General features: G+C 76.0%; 17 protein-coding genes. 4 read left to right on the top strand and 13 right to left on the bottom strand.

Annotated features, from left to right (window positions below; genetic code table 11):
- The first annotated feature begins 48 nt into the window (after positions 1 to 48).
- Together FHN55_RS24295 and FHN55_RS14660 are read left to right on the top strand one after the other, a co-directional pair.
- A complete protein-coding gene (locus tag FHN55_RS24295; RefSeq protein WP_139713074.1) occupies positions 49 to 216 on the top strand; it encodes a histone-like nucleoid-structuring protein Lsr2 in 168 nt (55 codons plus the stop codon).
- Between the two features lie 448 nt (positions 217 to 664).
- Positions 665 to 847, top strand: coding sequence for a hypothetical protein (locus tag FHN55_RS14660; protein WP_139713075.1), 183 nt, complete (start codon positions 665 to 667; stop codon positions 845 to 847).
- A gap of 71 nt (positions 848 to 918) precedes the next feature.
- Here the strand turns inward: FHN55_RS14660 and FHN55_RS14665 are convergent, their stop codons facing one another.
- The 6 genes from FHN55_RS14665 to FHN55_RS14690 form a co-directional block, all read right to left on the bottom strand.
- Positions 919 to 2643, bottom strand: coding sequence for a glycosyltransferase family 39 protein (locus FHN55_RS14665; protein ID WP_139713076.1), 1725 nt, complete (start codon positions 2641 to 2643; stop codon positions 919 to 921).
- A complete protein-coding gene (locus FHN55_RS14670) occupies positions 2640 to 4298 on the bottom strand; it encodes a glycosyltransferase (protein ID WP_139713077.1) in 1659 nt (552 codons plus the stop codon). The genes FHN55_RS14665 and FHN55_RS14670 overlap by 4 nt, the downstream gene beginning before the upstream one ends.
- Complete coding sequence (locus FHN55_RS14675) at positions 4295 to 5635, bottom strand: glycosyl hydrolase family 8 (protein ID WP_139713078.1); 1341 nt, start codon at positions 5633 to 5635, stop codon at positions 4295 to 4297. Before FHN55_RS14675 ends, FHN55_RS14670 begins: the two co-directional genes overlap by 4 nt.
- Positions 5625 to 7091 carry a glycosyltransferase family 4 protein gene (locus FHN55_RS14680; protein WP_139713079.1) on the bottom strand — a complete coding sequence of 489 codons (1467 nt, stop codon included), beginning with the start codon at positions 7089 to 7091 and terminating at the stop codon, positions 5625 to 5627. Before FHN55_RS14680 ends, FHN55_RS14675 begins: the two co-directional genes overlap by 11 nt.
- Complete coding sequence (locus FHN55_RS14685) at positions 7088 to 7861, bottom strand: dolichyl-phosphate beta-glucosyltransferase (protein WP_180357854.1); 774 nt, start codon at positions 7859 to 7861, stop codon at positions 7088 to 7090. Before FHN55_RS14685 ends, FHN55_RS14680 begins: the two co-directional genes overlap by 4 nt.
- A 193-nt stretch (positions 7862 to 8054) precedes the next feature.
- Positions 8055 to 8582 carry a GtrA family protein gene (locus tag FHN55_RS14690; RefSeq protein ID WP_139713081.1) on the bottom strand — a complete coding sequence of 176 codons (528 nt, stop codon included), beginning with the start codon at positions 8580 to 8582 and terminating at the stop codon, positions 8055 to 8057.
- Between the two features lie 520 nt (positions 8583 to 9102).
- Between FHN55_RS14690 and FHN55_RS22800 the strand changes: the two genes are divergently transcribed.
- Positions 9103 to 10680, top strand: coding sequence for a hypothetical protein (locus FHN55_RS22800; protein WP_180357855.1), 1578 nt, complete (start codon positions 9103 to 9105; stop codon positions 10678 to 10680).
- A 29-nt stretch (positions 10681 to 10709) separates the two neighbouring features.
- Here FHN55_RS22800 and FHN55_RS23300 read toward each other — a convergent pair whose 3' ends face one another.
- Complete coding sequence (locus tag FHN55_RS23300; protein ID WP_218974686.1) at positions 10710 to 11453, bottom strand: class F sortase; 744 nt, start codon at positions 11451 to 11453, stop codon at positions 10710 to 10712.
- Positions 11450 to 12367, bottom strand: coding sequence for a DUF4397 domain-containing protein (locus FHN55_RS14705; protein WP_139713082.1), 918 nt, complete (start codon positions 12365 to 12367; stop codon positions 11450 to 11452). The genes FHN55_RS23300 and FHN55_RS14705 overlap by 4 nt, the downstream gene beginning before the upstream one ends.
- A 175-nt stretch (positions 12368 to 12542) precedes the next feature.
- Between FHN55_RS14705 and FHN55_RS14710 the strand changes: the two genes are divergently transcribed.
- A complete protein-coding gene (locus FHN55_RS14710) occupies positions 12543 to 13208 on the top strand; it encodes a hypothetical protein (protein WP_139713083.1) in 666 nt (221 codons plus the stop codon).
- A 36-nt stretch (positions 13209 to 13244) separates the two neighbouring features.
- Here FHN55_RS14710 and FHN55_RS14715 read toward each other — a convergent pair whose 3' ends face one another.
- From FHN55_RS14715 to FHN55_RS14735, 5 genes are all read right to left on the bottom strand, one after another.
- On the bottom strand, positions 13245 to 13826 hold the full coding sequence (locus FHN55_RS14715; RefSeq protein WP_139713084.1) for a hypothetical protein: 582 nt from the start codon (positions 13824 to 13826) through the stop codon (positions 13245 to 13247).
- Positions 13823 to 15139: a DUF58 domain-containing protein gene (locus FHN55_RS14720; protein WP_139713085.1), complete on the bottom strand. Its 1317-nt coding sequence runs from the start codon at positions 15137 to 15139 to the stop codon at positions 13823 to 13825. The genes FHN55_RS14715 and FHN55_RS14720 overlap by 4 nt, the downstream gene beginning before the upstream one ends.
- A complete protein-coding gene (locus tag FHN55_RS14725; protein WP_257571020.1) occupies positions 15136 to 16110 on the bottom strand; it encodes a MoxR family ATPase in 975 nt (324 codons plus the stop codon). Before FHN55_RS14725 ends, FHN55_RS14720 begins: the two co-directional genes overlap by 4 nt.
- Positions 16107 to 16637, bottom strand: a complete 531-nt coding sequence (locus FHN55_RS14730) for a hypothetical protein (RefSeq protein WP_139713086.1) — start codon at positions 16635 to 16637, stop codon at positions 16107 to 16109. Before FHN55_RS14730 ends, FHN55_RS14725 begins: the two co-directional genes overlap by 4 nt.
- A partial coding sequence (locus FHN55_RS14735) for a DUF4129 domain-containing protein (RefSeq protein ID WP_180357856.1) occupies positions 16634 to 17135 on the bottom strand: 502 nt, incomplete at its 5' end. The genes FHN55_RS14735 and FHN55_RS14730, both read right to left, overlap by 4 nt.

A 17135-nucleotide genomic window follows, 5' to 3' on the forward strand; every position in this document is an offset into this window, starting at 1 on the left:
ACAGACACGGGGCGAGACACTTTCACGCCTTCAGGAGAGCGCCCTGTCTTGAGTGGGCAGCCGGCTCCGGCAGACGTGCGTGCCTGGGCCCGGTCGCAGGGCCTGGACGTCAGCGACCGCGGTCGTCTGTCGCATGCGCTGGTGCAGGCCTACCTGGCTCGTCCCGGTGACGGGGGCGACTCCTCGCTTGGTTCCGCTGGCGGTGGAGATCGATGAGCGGTCTCTTGTGACGCGGAAGCGATGCTGCCGTCAGGTGAACGACCTGCGGCCGGGCAACCGATCGAGCAATCGGTTTCAGGTCAACCAGTTCGGGCTGGCATGGCTGCAGTGACGACCAGATCAGGGGTCCTCGAACGCCGCTCGGTCCGCACCTGGCCCACAAGAAGTTCGAGAACGACCGCCACCAGCCAACGCTTGCCAACGGCAAACGTGCAGTTCAGAGGCGCTTTCGGCCAGGTCGGTCCTGCTCAGAACTGAGCACAACGTGTTCCGCCGCAAGTCCGGCTGAGCCACCACGCTGCCCGAGGGTGGCCAGGGTGAGCCGCCGACCGGGATCCGGAAGCGGCGGCTCGCAGGAGGTGGCATCCGCGAGCCCTCAGAGCCGTCCGGGGGGCCCGTCCGGTGGGGACTACCTCCGCTCGTCGTCGCGACGCCACCATGAGCCGTGCCGAAGATCCCGGAGGACCAGCCGTGCTGGGAGTGCACGCACGCCTACTCCCTGCACCGTCGGTACGACTCCGGGAGCGACTGCATCCGGTGCCCCTGCTCGGGCTTCGTCCGCGCCGACCACCCCTGGCGCCTGCGGGCGCTGCTCTGGCTCGACCGGCAGTGGACCAGGAGGCGGTAGGCGGACCAGCTCAGCGCCTGCCGCCGCGCTGAGCGCGCTGACGGGCTCCGGGAGCCCGTCAGCGCTCCGCGTCAGTCCTGGCCCCCGCGGACCACGGCCGGGCCGACCACCTGCGTCAGCGGCTGCGTCAGCTGCAGCCCGCCGACCGGCTCGAGCTGCTCGTAGCCGACCCGGTACCCGACGACCTTCAGGCCGGGGGTCAGGTCCTGCTCGTAGACCTTGGCGTAGTTCTGCTGGAAGAAGTCCGCGATGTCGGCCTCGTAGCCCTGGTCGTAGCTCAGCAGCAGGTAGACCCGCTGGTGGCCCGAGGCGAGGGCGTCGACCTGGTCGGGCAGGGTGGCTGCGTCGAAGGCGGGGATGCCGCCCACGCGGTCCCACTCCGGGAGGGTGACCACCTTCGCGTCGCCGTCGTAGTACTTCTCGAACGGCCAGATGGTGAAGGGCGAGGAGACGACCACCAGATCCTGCGGGGTGGCCTTCTGCTCGATCAGCTCGGCGGCGCCGCGGTAGTCCTCCTTCACCGGCACGTCGGTGCGCACGGCCTCCGCCACGGTGGCCGTGACCGTCAGGGCGAGCACCACCACCGCCGAGACCGCCGCGGCCCGCGGGCGCATGGCGGCGACGAACGCCACGACCAGCAGCACCACCGCCGGCAGCGCCGCGACCATGTAGCGCGAGAGGAAGAACGGGGAGATGACGTGGCTGAGGGCGAAGGCCAGCAGGACCGGCCCGAACGCCGCAGCGATCATCGCCCCCAGCTCGAGGCCGGGCCGGCGGGACACCCGCACCGCGAGCAGGGCCGCGAGCATGAGCAGCGGCCAGGTGGCCACCAGCGCGGAGTTGGCGCTGTCGGGCAGGAACCCGCCGAGGAACTGCGAGTAGACGTTGGTGAAGTCCACCGATGAGGGCGACGGGAGCTGCGGGCGCGTGCCGGAGGCCGAGCCGAGCGAGCGGAAGTACGCCAGCCACGGCAGCAGGGCCAGGGCCACGAGCACCGCGGTGCCCGCCAGGCGCCCCAGGCCCCGCCACCGCTGGCGCGAGGCCACCACCAGGAGGGTCAGGCCCTGGACCACGAGCACGAAGAGGAAGAAGTAGTGCGTGTAGGCGCCGGCCACCGCCGTCAGCGCGTAGCCGGTCCAGTCACCGGCGCTCCCCCGGCGCAGGACGCGCAGGAAGAAGAGCTGGCTGAGCAGGGTCGCGAAGACGAGCATCGTGTACATGCGCGCCTCGTTGCCGTACCAGTTCATGAACGGCGACAGGGCGAACAGGGCCACGGCCAGCAGCGCCCAGCGGGTGCGCAGCATCCGGCGGGCCAGCAGGTAGAGCACCGGCAGGCTGGCGAGGAAGAAGACCATCGACAGGGCGCGGGCGGTCTCGACGTCCCCGCCGAACGCCAGGCGCCAGGTGCGCAGGAGCAGGTGGTAGCCGGGGACGTGCACGTCCTGGGCCACCTCGTGGAGCATCGACCCGTAGCTGCGGTCGGTCTGCTGCATGCTCTGCGACTCGTCCAGGCGCAGGCTCTGGTCGGCGAACCACAACCGCGAGGCCGTCAGGACGGCGGCGGCGCAGAGCAGCTGCACGGCGGCCACCACCGCCAGGCGGTGGCGGTGCAGCACGTCGTCCACCCGGCGCGCCGCGGCGGCCAGGCCGCTGCGGGCCGCGGCGGCCCTGGACGGCCCGGCCTCGGGAGCGCCCGGGGACCGGCCGCTGACGGGCGCGCCAGGAGCGGCCGGGTCCTGCAGCGCGGACGGGGAACCGGTCGCCCCTGCGGGCGAACCGAGTGCGGTGCTGGTCAACGGGCCTCCTCGAGCACGGGCCGGGCGGGCTGCACGCTGTCGCGCAGGTCGACGACGGCGGGGACGCCCTGCGCGCGCGGAGCGCGCCGGGGGGCTGCGGCCAGCACGAACGGCACCGAGACGGCGACGTGCACGCAGAGCCAGGCGGCGTTGGCGATGAGGGAGGGCGACAGGCCCTCCCGGGCCAGGCCCACCGACAGGGCCAGCGCGCCGACCAGGCCGTAGGCGATGTTCGGCAGCACCAGGCGCAGGAAGTTGGCCTGTCCGCCGTCGCCGACGTCCTTGCTGGTCACCGCGAAGGTCGTCCGGCGCTTGGTGAGCACCGCCACCAGAGCGGTCAGCTGGAGCCACCACGAGGACAGCGAGAACGAGATGGCCTGGAAGCTGTACGAGGCCGCGCTGGTGCGCTGCAGCACGTACAGGTTCAGCCAGATGTAGGGCAGGAAGACGAGCGCGAGCGTCATGGTGGAGGTGACGATCGGCGTCTGCCCGGTGAAGAGGTAGATGACCGGCAGCAGCGTGGACGCCAGCACCACCACGCCGGACAGGTAGTAGGCGGCCGAGGACAGGTACTGCAGCCGCTGCCCCCAGCTGAGCCCGCGGCGCAGCAGGGGGTTGTAGGAGAAGACCACCTCGAGGCTGCCGCGGGTCCAGCGGAACTGCTGCTTGTAGTAGTTGAGGAAGTCGTCCGGGGCCAGGCCCTGGGCCAGCACCTTGGGCACGTAGACGCTGCGCCACCCGGCGTCGTGCACGAGCAGCGAGGTCAGGAAGTCCTCGGCGATGCTCGTCTCGCACATGCCGCCGGCGTCGGCCAGGGCGGTGCGGCGGATGGCCATGTTGGTCCCGCACATGAAGGCGGAGTCGACGCGCGACTTGCCGGTCATGATCGGCCCGAAGAACAGCGTCTGCTGCTGCCACGCGGTGCGCGTGACGCGGTTGTCGCGGTGGTTGGCGTAGTACTGCGGGGTCTGGACGAAGCCCATCCGCTCGTCGGTGAAGTAGCCCATGACCTCCGCCAGGAAGGTGGGGGCGGGGACGTGGTCGGCGTCGAAGACCACCACGAAGGGGCTCTCGGTGCGGGCCAGGGCGTGGTTGATGTTGCCGGCCTTGGCGCCACCGGGGGTGGTGCGGGTGAAGCACACGACGCCGAGCTCCTCGGCGAGCACCTCGATGTCGCGCCAGTCCTCCTTGCGCGCCACGAGGCCGTCGTTGAGCAGGTGCACCCGCACGGCACCGCGGTGCTCCATGGCCAGCGCGGCCAGGGCGGTCTGGCGGACCACGTCGACGGGCTCGCCGCACACGGTGATGAACACGTCGACGTCGCCGTCGAAGTCCGGGTCGAACGCGCGGTCGCGGTCGGTGGCCCACACGGTGTGCACGTAGCTGGCGATCTGGAAGAGGTGGAACACCTCGGTGACCGCCAGCGTCCAGAACAGCAGCGCGTTGCCGTGCTCGAACGCGAAGCAGATCATCACGAAGTAGGCGGCCGCGAGGACGAGGTTCAGCGTCAGCACCACGCGGCTGGGCACGTGCTGCAGGAACGCGGTCTCCTCAGGCGCCAGGGCGCCGGGCGCGGTGCTCGGCCCTTCGGTGCCCGGCCCCTGCGGGCCCGGCCCTTCGTGCGGCTCGCGCAGGTCCAGAGTGCGGTCGGTCACGGGAGGTCCCTCCCTCGAGGGTCGTTGAGGTCGGGCAGCCGGTCGAGGTGCAGCGCCATGCCGAACCACGCCCAGTTGGCGTCGTAGTAGCCCAGGCCGGGCTTCGCGGCGCGGGTGTCCGGGTCGTACAGGGGCAGCAGCTCCGTGCGGTACACCTCGCGGGCCAGCACCGGGCGGGCCACCTCGAGAGCGCCCAGCGCCCCGCCGTACATCGCCGTGGCCGCGTAGTCGACGGCCGGCCGGCCGTCGTGCGCGTAGACCGCTGCCCACCGGCCGTCGGTCTCCCACGCCGCACCCAGCACGGAGGCCTGCTGCTCCAGGAGGGTCCGGGCCCTCGGCTCGTCGTGCCAGCGGGCGTCGAGCGCCAGGCGCCACGGCAGGCGCAGCGCCTCGAAGCCGAAGTCCGTGGTGCTCCCCGTGGTCGTGCTGATGCCGGTGGCGGCGCTCGCGGCGCCGGTGGCGCGGTCCAGGCGCACCCAGTCGGGCGCGAGAGCGCCCTCGGCCTGACCGCCGAGCGGGTCAGCCGACACCTGCTGCAGCACGTCGTAGCTGCTGTCCACCAGGCCGGACCAGTCGTGCCCAGGGTCCACGCGGGCGAAGGCGCGGAAGGCGTACGGCGCGAAGTACGAGGGGTTGACCAGCACCGAGGTGGTGTCGTTGCGCTCGAGGTCGTTGGCCGCCAGCACCGGGCGGCCGGCGACGTCCACCACCTCGTACTGCCAGACCGCGTCGATCAGCGGCAGCGCGTCGTAGAGGTAGTCGTCGTCCTGCCAGCGCGAGTACGCCATGAGCAGGGAGAAGGCCACGTCGACGTCGGCGTCGCTGGCGGCGTTCTGGCCGCCGACGTCGGTCTGGATCCCGTAGGTCCCGTCAGCCCGGGGGCCGAAGCGCCACGACAGCAGCCGGTCCGGGCGCTGGAGGTTGTCCTTGGTCCACTGCCAGGAGCTGTCGAAGGTCGCGCGGTCGTCGCTCCAGACCGCGCGCATCATCGTGTAGCTCTGGCCCTCGGAGGTGGTGATCCCGCCCTGGGAGGGGTCCAGGGTCCGGCCGGTCCCCTGCTCGATGAAGCCGGCCTTGTACGAACGCCACATGTCCGTCAGCGCGGTGTCCTCCGAGGAGACCATGGGGGTGTCGGCCGAGACGCGCTGCACCGCCTGCCGGACGCCGCCGGTCAGCTGCAGGGCGACGGCGAGGACCAGCACGACGGCGACGGCGACGGCACCGGCCGTGAGCCAGCCGCGAGCGCGCGAGCGCCGCGGGCCGGGGCCCGGCGGCCGGCCGGTGGGGGTGTCCTGCGAGGGCGCCGGGCCGGCGCCCTCGACCTGGTCAAGCGACATCGAGGCCTCCGGGTCGGTGGGGCTGCGAGCCGGGCGCAGCGGGGCGGGTGAGGTCGACGACGTCCGCGTGGCGGGCCACCAGCAGGCTGATCGACGGGTCGTGGGCGTCGACGTCCAGGCGGCTGAGCAGCCCGAGGGCGTCCACCTCGTCGGCGCCGGGGAGCAGCGCCCGGACGCGGTCGTCCTGGACGAGCCAGCGGTCGCCGCGACGGCTCACGGCTTCGGGCCGCCACCCCTCGGGCAGCACGTCGCGAGGCAGCTCCACCACCACGGCGACGTCGTTGGCTGCGCGCCGCTCGGGGCGGCCCCAGCTGCGCGAGGTCCGCTCGTGCTCGGACACGAGCGCGGCGAGCACGCCGTCGGCGGTGCGCCGCCAGGTGAAGCGGCGGGCCCAATCGCGGGCGCCCGAGCGCAGCCGCTGGGCGGTGTCGGGGTCGGCCAGCTCGGCCAGGGCCCGGTCGACGGCGGTCGCGAGCACGGCGACCGGGTCGCTGACGGCGCCCTCGGAGTCGTCCACCAGCCAGCCGGTCTCCCCGTGGCGCACGGTGTCGCGAGCGCCGGTGGCGCGGCGCGCCAGGGCGGGGACGCCCGCGGCGTTCGCCTCGAGCAGGGACAGCGCCCAGTCGCCGCCGTCAGACGCGCTGACGGAGAGCCAGGCGGTGGCCAGCACGGCGTCGCGGTCGACGTCGGGCAGGCGGCCGTGGAAGACCACCGGCGCGCCCAGCTCGGTGGCGAGGCGCTGCAGGCGCTCGCGGTCGGTGCCCTCACCGACCAGGTGCAACTCGAGGCCGGGGTGCGCGGGGGCCACGCGGTGCACGGCGGCGACCAGGGTGTCCAGGCGCTTGTACGGCGAGAGCCGGCCGATCACCACCACCCGCGGCTGCTCGGCGGCGGCGGCGGACACGCCGCGGGTGTCCGCGCCGCCGGGCACCACGCGCACCGGGCCCCGCAGGTGCAGCCGGCGCCGCACGGCCTTGCGGGTGGACGGGGAGAGCACCACCACGTTGCGCCGTCCGTAGACCCGGCGCGTGGCCGGGCCCTCGAGCCAGGCGGCGAAGCGGGCGGCGAGGGGGTGGAAGGACCGGGTGAACAGGTCCTGGTGCACGTGGTGGACCAGGAGCACCACGGGGGTGCGTCCGGCGACCAGCGGGGAGAAGAACGGGATGCCGTTGGCGGAGTCGAGGACGGCGTCCACGCCCCGGCGGTGGCGCAGCAGCCAGCCCAGGGCCAGGGGGTAGACGGTGACCCACCCGCCCATGCGGCGCACGACGTACCCGTCGACGACCTCGCGGGCCGGCGTCCCGGTGGGACGGCTCGTCACCAGGGTCACCCGGTGGCCGTCGGCGGCCAGCTCCCGGGCGACCCGCTCGCAGTACAGCTCGGCACCGCCGGCAGCGGGGTGGCGGCGGTCGCGCCAGTTGAGGACGACGATCCGCGCGGCGCGGGGCGCGCTCATGCGGTGCGCCCCAGGGAGGAGCGCAGCGCGCGCACCTCCGACAGGATCCGCGGGCCGTGCGTCCAGATGCTGAAGGACGACCCGGACGCGTCGTCGGTCCACTGGACCGGCACCTCGCGGACGGGGTAGCCGAGGCGGTTGGCGATCGCGAGGACCTCCACGTCGAAGGCGAACCCGGACCCGGTGACGCGCGGGAAGATCGCCTCGACGGCTTCCGCGGAGAAGAACTTGAACCCGCACTGCGAGTCGACGACCCCACCGGTCAGGGGGCTGGTCAGGGCTCTGAAGGCCAGCGACCCCAGGCGGCGCACGAGCGGCTGCGCCACCACGTAGGACGCCCCGGGCGCGCGCCGGGACCCGATGACCACCGGGTCTCCCTGCTGCAGCTGCTCCACCACCGGGAAGATCAGGGAGGGCGGGGTCGACAGGTCGGCGTCGCAGAAGCCGCGCCAGCGCGCGGTGCTGGCGAGCAGCCCGCGGCGCACGGCCGCGCCCTTGCCCTGGCGGGAGCAGCCGATGAGGCGGAGCCGGGCGTTGCGCGGGGCCACCTCGGCAGCGGCGTCCACCACCTCTGCGGTCCTGTCGACCGAGCCGTTGTCGACCACCGTCACCACCACCGACAGCGGCAGCTCGGCGACCTGCGCGAGCAGCGCGGCGAGGGTGGGGCCCACCCGGGCCTCCTCGTTCCAGACGGGGACGACGACGTCGAGGTCGGCGGTCCAGCGGGAGGTCGGCGCAGGCGGGGCGTCGTGGTCCAGGGTGCTGCTCACGGAGATCACCTCGTGGTCGTGGGCCCCAGCGCGAGGCAGGGCGGACGGCAGGAGTGGCGGGTGGTCTGGGAGGCCCGAGGTCTGAGCCACTGGTGGTTCGGAGTGGCAGAGGGCCTGGTTTGCCCTGGTCTGCGGCTTTCGTCCTCACCTGACGGGCGTGGACGAGCGGTGCCGCGGTGCCGCGGCGGGCGCGTCAGGCGTGCGCCGCGGCCTCGGGAGGCACGTGGGCGGGCGCGGCCACCTGCGGCTCGTGGGCCACCTCGGTGGGCTCGTCGAGGACCAGCGGCCCGGCGACCGGGACGGCCGCCGCGGGAGCCGCCGCTGCGAGGGCTCCGCGGGCGAAGACCACCCGGGAGCTCACGAGGTAGGAGACCGCTGCGCTCACCACGGTGGCCAGCAGCACGCTGGCCGTCCCGGGGACGCCGAGCAGGCGGTGGACCGCCCAGAAGGCGAGGGAGTTGGCCCCGAAGGCGACGAGCACCGAGGCGTTGAAGAGCGCGGCGCGCCGCGCCACCGCTCGCAGCGGCTCGGTGCGGGCACTGCGCCGCGAGGCCCACGTCCAGTGGTAGCTCACGAGGAAGTTGACCTGGGTGGCCACCACGAAGGCGGTGGCGTTGGCCACCTCGGCCAGCACGTGACCGGACAGCAGCCTGAAGACTGCGAGGTGCAGGAGGGTCATCGCGACGCCGGTGACGGCGAAGCGCACCCTGTGGTCACGCATGATCAGATCGAGCACAGTTCTCCCTCACGCGACGGACACCCCCCGTGCCTCGTCGCACCGCCGCCCCGCAGGACGACTCTTCGACGGTACGTCGGTTGCAGCCCGTTCCCAAACCGGGACCTCCCCACCTCCAAAGGGGAGACAGCGATGGGGTGACCAGCATGAACATCACCTACTCCTCGTCAACGGATGAACACTCCGAGTCACGTCACGGGTGCTCGACGAGCGCTCGAGCGCGCGTGCCGTAGCGTCGAGAACCCCACCGCCCGACCGCGGCACCGACCGCGGCAGCGCACTCGCGGACGTGGAGCACCGAGGTGCTCCCCCGCGGGCCAGTTCCGAACCGAGGCCCGACCGGAGCCCTGAGAAGAGCCCCGAGCAGAACCCCCTCCCATGTCCCCGCAGCAGCCCCGGCGCGGGCCGGCGGGCTGGTCAGCCGGAGCGACGGCACCCCGGTGCTCGTGCTGGCAGGGGTGACCCCGACTCCGCCACCGCCGGACCGAGAGCACCAGGGAGCTCCATGACCCTCACCCGCGCCCAGGACGGGAGCCGCAGACCCGTCGACGGCCCGCCGCTGGGGCGCGCGCTCGTGCGCTGGGGCCCGCTCGCGGTGGTCCTCGCGCTGCAGGCCCTGCTGAGCGTGCGGCTGCAGGCCACCGCCTTCCAGGACGAGGCCCTCTACCTGGTCTACGGCCACTGGTACCTCGACCTGTGGACGGGCTCGGCACCCGCCGTCCAGAGCTCCCCGGAGAGCTGGATGTCGGGCGCACCGCAGCTCTACCCCGTGCTCGCCGGCGCGCTCGACGCGGTGGGCGGCCTGCAGCTCGCCCGCGCCGCCTCGACGGCCTGCATGCTCGCCGCCACCGCCGCCACCTGGTGGACGGCGCGCACGCTGTTCGCGCCGCCCCGGCCCGGGGAGGGCGCCCGTCCCGCGGCGGACCTCAGGAGCGTCGTGGTGGGGACGGTCGCCGCAGCGGCCTTCGCAGGCAGCGGCTCGGTGCTCTTCCTCGGGCACTTCGCCACCCAGGACGCCCTCGCCGTCGCCCTGCTCGCGTGGGCGCTCGCCGTGGGCGTGCACGCCGCGCGCACCACCTCGGGCGCGCTGCGGTCCGCGGTGCTGGCCGGTGCGCTGCTCGCCGCGGCCTCCTACGTGAAGTACTCCGCAGCCGCCGACGCCCCGTTCGTGCTGCTGGCCGTGGCCCTCAGCGGCGCCGCCGACCGCGCGGCGCGCCCCGACCGGTGGCGGCGTTCGCTGCGCGCCGGCGGAGCGGCGGCCGCCGCGGCCGCGGCCGGCGTCGTGCTGCCGCTGTTGCTCGGCGCCGGGCCTCTGCTGCAGGGGGTGCTCACCACCACGGTGGACCGCGACAGCCTGCGCCCGGAGGCGACGGGAGAGCTGCTGCGGGTGGTGCTCGCCGGCGGTGGCCCGGTGGTGGCGCTCGGCCTGGTGGGGGCCGTGCTGCTCGCCCGTGCTCAGCCGGCGCTCGCCGCGGTGCTCGCAGCGGGCTCCGTGGCCGCACCGCTGTACCAGGTCTCCACGGGCGAGTCGGTCTCGCTCGGCAAGACGGTGGCGCTGGGCGTCCTCTTCGCGGCACCCCTGGTGGGTCACCTCGGTGCGCAGCTGGCCACCCGGTCGCTGGGCACAGGCCTGGGCGCGGGCTTGGGCGCAGGTCTGGTAGCGGCCGCGCTGGTGGCGGCCGGGGTGCAGGGAGCCGGCGCGTCGGCGCGGATGTTCTCCACCTGGCCCGACACCGCGGCCGTGGTCGAGGCGGTGCGACCCCTCGTGGAGCGCCACCCCGGCGAGCCGCTGGCGGCCGACACCCCCGAGCCGCTCCAGTACGGGCTGGTCGAGGAGACCGACCCCACGCAGTGGTCGGCCACCTGGCCGGGCGCGTTCCGCTACCACGGCCAGCAGGACCTGCCCGCCTTCGAGGCGGCGCTGCGGGACCGGACCTTCGCCGTCGTCGTCCTGGACGGCGTGAGCAGCCCGGTCAGCGCGCCGCTGCAGGCGCTCGTGCCGGCGGCGGGGTACCGGCAGGCGGCGGTCGTGACCTCGCCGGACGGGCAGCGCACCTGGACCGTGTGGGAGCGCGGGGCCTGACGCCCCGCCGAGGTCGAGCCGACCGGGCCTCACCGGGGGCTCGCGAAGGCGATGACGTTGTCCTCGTAGTGACCGGTCGCCCGGTCGAACGCGCCACCGCACGTCAGCAGCCGCAGCACCGGTCCGGGACGCGGCCCGTAGACCTCCTGCGTGGGGAAGTCGTCCTTGCTGACCCGCACGACGTCGTCCACCTGGTAGACGACGACGGAGCCGTCGTCGAGGTGCACGTCCACCTCGTCCCCCGCCACCAGCTCGTGCAGCCGGAAGAAGACCGCGGGCCCGGTGCGGGAGTCGACGTGGCCGGCGATGACGGTGGGCCCCGGGCGGCCCGGCACCGCGCTGGTGGTCAGCCACCCGGCCTGCTCGGCCTCCCCGAGGTCCGGCACCTGCAGCGACCCGTCGGTGGCGATCCCCAGCGGGAGCAGGGTGGAGTCGACACCGATGCGGGGCACGGAGACCCTCACGGGCACCGGCGAGCTGGCGCTGTCCGCCGGTCCGGACCCGACGGCCACCGAGGGGGCGAAGCCCTCCCGGTGACCGGGTGCCGCGCCGGCGTCGGCGCTGGCGCCGCCGGCAGCACCGGCCGAGTCGCTGGCCGAGGCGCCGGCGGAGGCGCCAGCCGACGGGCTCGTCGACGAGCTGGCCGACGAGCTGGCCGACGAGCTGGCCGGGACGACGGACGGCGGGGTGCTGCTGACGGTCCAGGCTCCGGCGCCGAGGACCACCGCCACCGCCCCGGCAGCGAGAGCGGCGCCCCGCGTCCGCCCGATCACGGGCGGACCGTGCGGCCCCGGGCGCGCAGCAGCCACAGCGCGGCGGCAGCAGCGAGGGCGGACCCCGCGCCGAGGAGCGCGGCGGCAGCGGTCGGGCCGGACCCGCTGGTCACGGGTGCCGCCTCGCCGCCACCACCCGTGGCGGCGCCGCCGGCCGGGAGCACTCCCCCTGCCGCACCGCTCGCGTCCGCCACCGGGGTGACCGCCAGCGCGGAGGCCCCGTCGCGGCCGTCGGTGACCGCGAGCGTGTAGGTGCTGCCCGCGGCCAGCACCACGTCGGTCGTGCCGGCCTGACCCGTCCCGGTGCCACCGGCGGCGGGCTGGGCGCGCAGCGTCCAGCGCCCGGCGGGGACGTCGGTGTAGCTGGTGGAGGAGGCGAACGGGGCGCCCCGGGTGATGGACGGCCCGTCCACCGCCGCCACGTCCACGGCGGACGCCGTGCTCGCGGCGGAGAGCACCCTGACCCTCGCCTCGCCGGGCGCCGGTGGGGTGAGGTCGTCCTCCAGGGGCACGATCCGCGCGTCGGCGGCGGAGCCGAGGGCCACCACGGTGTAGGCGCGACCGGCCTCGGCCTGCAGCGACGAGGTCAGGACCGGGGTCGTGCCCGGCGCGGACCCCGCGGGCCGCACGCCGACGTCGTAGGCGCCGGCCGGGACCTGGGAGTAGGTCGAGACGTCGCCGTAGCCCGCGCCGTCCACCACCACTCCCGGCTGACCGCTGCGCGGGCCGAGGTCGATGTCCATCCGTGGCAGGTCGGGCACGAGGTGGGCGGCGCGCACCCACGCGGGCCCCTCCACCGCCGGGGCTCCGGGCCCGGCGGCGGTGGCGGCACCGGCGGGGAGCAGCAGCACGGCGGCGGCCAGGCAGGCCGCCGCGGCGGTGCCGCGGCGGGCGGGGTGGCGTCGTGGGCGCATGCGGGACGTTCGGAGCCGCTGGCGGTCCAGATGGGACGAACCGGGCAGAAGGGGCCGTTCGTGGTCGGGTACCACGCAGCGCTCATCCGCTGTGACGCAGCGTCAGGAGCGGTCTCGCACCTCCGGCTCCCGGCTCCGGGACGGGCGGGCCGCCGCGGGAGGTGAGACTGGTGGGGTGCAGCCCGAGCGCGCCGAGCAGGACGGCGACGTCCCCCAGCCGCGGCTGTCGCGGCGGGGCGTGCTCGCCCTGACGGTCCTGGGCGCCGCGACCCTGGTCGCCGCTCTGGTGACCGGGGCGCTCGGTGCGCAGCGCGGCGACAGCTCCGCCGCCCCGTACGGGGTGGCCGGCTGCCAGCGGTCCGAGGACGCCGCCCCGGTGGACGTGGCGGTGCGCGCCCGGGCCCTGGACGGCAGCGGCTCGCCCGTGACGACCCTCGGCGGGGCGGACAACGGCCTGCAGGTGGGTGCCAGCGTGCGCGACCTCGCCGGCTACGCCGCCCGGGCGGTCGCGGCGTGCGAGGTGGTGCAGGTGACGGTCTACCTGCACGACGCGGCGGACGGCTCCGTGCCGGGCTCGCTGCAGCGCTCCGCGCGGCCGCTGGAGGTCGACGGCGAGGGGGGTCGCGGCCGCGTGGTCGCCGTCGACTGGCGCACCTGGGAGGCCTCGCTGCCCGAGAGCGCCCGCGGCGGCGACCTGCAGGAGCAGGCGAGCTGGCTGGTGACCCTGGTCGACCCGGCGCCCGGCACCTACCGGCTGGTGGGCCGCGTCAGCGCGGTCGACCAGCCGTCGTCGTCGGGGGACGTCGAGGTCTTCGTCGAGGTCGTCCCGCACGGCGGGTAGTGGCGGGCGGCTCCGTGGTCGGCGCGGACGGGGAGCTCAGCGCGGCGGGCGCACCAGCAGGGGGCGCAGCAGCACCAGCGTCAGCACGAGCAGCACCGCGGCGCCGAGCACGCCCACCACCGGCACCGGCGCGCCGGCCAGCCCGCCTCCCGGGCCGGGCAGGAGCACCAGCAGCGCCCCGGCCACCGCCTGCGCCCCGGCCTGCACCACCGCGAACCGGCCCAGCGGGCGCGCGAGCACCCGCAGCTGCAGCCGGGCGCGCCACGGCAGGACCCGCGCCAGGGCCGTGAGCACGTGCAGCAGGTGCACGCCGGCCAGCGCCGCGAAGAACCCCGGCTGGACGGGCGCGAGGGGGCGCAGCGCCTGCACGCCCGCCACCACGAGCACCAGGGCCACCACGGCCACCGGCCTGGGCCACACCGTCACGAGCAGCGCGACCACCGCGGCCAGCGACCACGCCCCCGGGAAGGCCACCCACGCCAGCACGCCGGCCACCGTCCCGGCGGCCACCCGGAGCAGCGCGACCGGCACCGCCGCCCCGAGGGCGGGCCAGGCGGGCGCCGCGGTGGCCGGGCCCCGCCGCAGCAGCGCCCGCGCCGAGCCCGGCCGCAGCCTCACCGGGACCGCCGCCGCGACAGCGCCCGCAGCTGCGCCCGCCGCCCCGCAGCTCCGCCGGCACCGGCCCAGCTGACCACCTCCACGCCCACCGCGCGCAGGTCCTCCAGCCGGTCCTCGCGCTCCAGCGCCACGACCTGGTGGGCCAGGCGCTGCGCCGCGGTGGTGCCTCCCAGCCGGGGCGCCGGCAGCACGTCGACGGCCACCACGCGGTGGCCGCGGCTGCGCCACGTGCGCGCAGCACCGCCCGCGACGTCGTCGAGGAAGGTGGACAGCACGTACACCAGCGCCGACGGCGGCACGGGCGGCAGCCGCCGCACCCCGGCCAGCACGCCGGTCGCGCGCGTGGTGGCCACCGCGGCGAGCACCCGGCGCAGGTGCCGGTCGCCGGACCCGACCTCGGTGGAGCGGCCGGCGGCCAGCAGGTCGCAGAACGCCACCCGGTCCCCCCGGCGCACGGTGCCCGCGGCGATGGCGCTCGCCGCCTGCCGCGCCAGGTGCAGCGAGCTGACCCCGCGACGGTCCGCGCGGTTGGCGCCCCACTGCGCCACCACCTCGCCCACGTCGTCGCGGCTGTCGACGACGACGACGGCGACCGCGTCGGAGGTCGCCAGGCTGCGCCGCACGTAGAGGTCGGTGACCTCCCCGGCGGTGCGCGAGCGCCGCGCGGTGGCCCGCCAGTCGATGCGCCGCAGCCGGTCACCGGGCGCGAAGGGGCCGATGTCGCGGAAGTCGCCGCCCTGGCCGGGCCGGGAGGAGTCGTGGACGCCCGACAGCCCCCGCAGCCCCGGCGGCAGCGGCAGGTCGGTGGCCGGTGCGAACACCGGGGCCAGCACCCGCTCGGCGCTCACCGGGCCGACGGGTCCGGAGACGAGCCCGCCGTCGACGGCCACGAGGCCCAGGGTGGCGCGCACCACCTCCTGCGGCCCCGAGACGCCCAGCAGCTGGACCGAGCCGTGCAGCTCGCTGGTCGAGGGAGCCACCACGAGGGTGCGGGAGCGCCCGCCCACCACCACGAGGCGCACCAGCGCCGCCTCCGCCCCGGCCGGCACGAGCAGCCGGGTGCGGTGGTCGACGCGGCGGCTGCCCGAGCCGGCCTCCTGGGCGGCGGTCTCGACGTCGACCTCCACCCCCGCCTCCCCCGCCAGCTCGGCGGCCGGGCGCTGCCAGCCCAGCGCGGCGGTGACCAGCAGGGGGGCGCCGAGGAGCGCGACGTCGGGGCGGCCCAGCGCCAGCCCGGCGGAGGCCAGCAGCACGCCCAGGCCGACGGCGGTGGCGGGGGACGCCGTCCACCGCCAGCCCGGGACCCGCCTCACGCCTGCGCGCCCGCGGTGGCGGGCCCGGCGACGGTGGCGACCACCCCGCGGACCACCTCCGCGGTCTCGATGCCGGCGGCCCAGGCGTCCGTGGTGAGCACCAGGCGGTGGGCCAGGACGGGCACGGCAGCGCGCTTGACGTCCTCGGGCTGCACGTAGGAGCGCCCGGCCAGCACCGCGAGCGCCCGCGACACCAGCAGCAGCGCCTGCGACCCGCGGGGGCTGGCGCCGACCTGCACCGACGGGTGGGCGCGGGTGGCGACGGCCAGGTCCACGCAGTAGCCCGCGACGTCGGGATCGACGTGGACGGCCTCCACGGCGGCCTGCACGGCGAGCACCCGCTCGGCGTCGACCACCGGCTCCACGTGCGCGGCCTCCTGCCGCCGGCCCACGCGGTTGAGCAGGATGCGCTGCTCCTGCGCGCGGTCGGGGTAGCCGACGGCCAGGCGGACCATGAACCTGTCCAGCTGCGCCTCGGGCAGCGCGTAGGTGCCCTCGTGCTCGACGGGGTTGGACGTCGCGATGACGCGGAACGGCTGCGGCAGCGGGTAGCTGCGACCCTCGACCGTCACCTGCCCCTCGGCCATCGCCTCCAGCAGCGCCGACTGGGTCTTGGGCGGGGTGCGGTTGACCTCGTCGGCCAGCAGCAGGCTGGTGAAGACGGGCCCGGGCTGGAACTCGAAGGTGCGCCCGGCGGGGTCGTAGACGAAGGAGCCGGTGATGTCGGCCGGCAGAAGGTCCGGGGTGCACTGCAGCCGCCGGAACTCCAGGCCCAGCGCGCCGGCCAGGCTGCGCGCGGCGAGGGTCTTGCCCAGGCCGGGCACGTCCTCGAAGAGCACGTGCCCACCGGCCAGCAGCGCCGCCAGCGCCAGCTCTAGGGCGTCGTCCATGCCCACCACCACGCGCCCGACCCGCTCGAGCACCTCCCGCGACAGCGCCGCGACGTCCTCCACCTGCAGCTGCTCGCTCACGCGCCGCCGTCCTCTCGTCGTCCTGGTCCCAGGGCCTCCAGCCGCGCCAGGCAGTGCGCCACCGCCCTGGCCCCCGGCGTCGGGGACGACCGCGACAGCAGCACGCGCACCGCAGGCACGCCCAGCAGCTCCTCGGCGGCGGCGCGGCCGGCGGGGTCGTCCAGGTCGAGGCCGCGCCGGCGCAGCCGGGACCTGCCGAGCGCCTGCACGCGCACCAGCCCCGCCTGGCCCATGCCGCCCTGGCGGGCGGTGAACGCCACCGACAGGCCCACGAGGTCGCTGCGCGAGCCCGGCTCGGAGGCCGGCGGCTCGGCGGGCCAGCGGTGCTCCTCGCTGCGCGGCAGCGCCACCGCCACCGCGCCGGCGCACAGCAGGGCCGCGGCGGTGGTGGCCACCAGCGCCGCGTCCCAGCCGGCCACGAGCATCGCGGCCGTGAGGACCGCGACGACGGCGACGGCGACCTGCAGCCGGGTGCGGCGGGCGCCGTCCGCGAGGAGCGCCGGCCACCGCGGGACGCGCCCCCTCACCTCGGCTCCCCCGCCGGGGCGCCCCAGGACCGCGCGAGGGCCCGCAGGGCGGCGCGAGCGCGCTCGGCGTCGTCGTCGTCCTGCTGGGCGGACCGGCCGGGCGTCCCGCCGGCGCGCGCGCCGAAGCGCGCCCGGGAGTACAGCCAGCGCAGCACCTCGACGGCCTCGGCGTCAGCCGGGACCCGCTCCAGCAGCCGGGCGGTGAACTCCGTGGGGGTCTCCGCGGCGGAGCGGGCGACGCCGGCGTCCGAGGCGGCCTCCTCCAGGCCCAGCCAGGCGCGGACCACGGCGTCGTCGAGGTCGCGAGGGGCCTCGAGCACCTCCAGGGACCTGGCGATGCCGCGGCGCACCACGGGCGCCGCGAGACCGGTCACGCCGGTCGGGGCGGCCTCGTCGAGGGGGTCCAGCGCTTCCGCGCGGCGGGCGCGGCGCTGGAGCAGCCGACGCGCGAGGAGGACGACGACGGCGGCGGCCAGCACGGCGGCCACCGCGGTCAGC

It is taken from the genome of Streptomyces sp. NP160 (genome assembly GCF_006335115.1).
GTDB lineage: Bacteria > Actinomycetota > Actinomycetes > Actinomycetales > Quadrisphaeraceae > Quadrisphaera.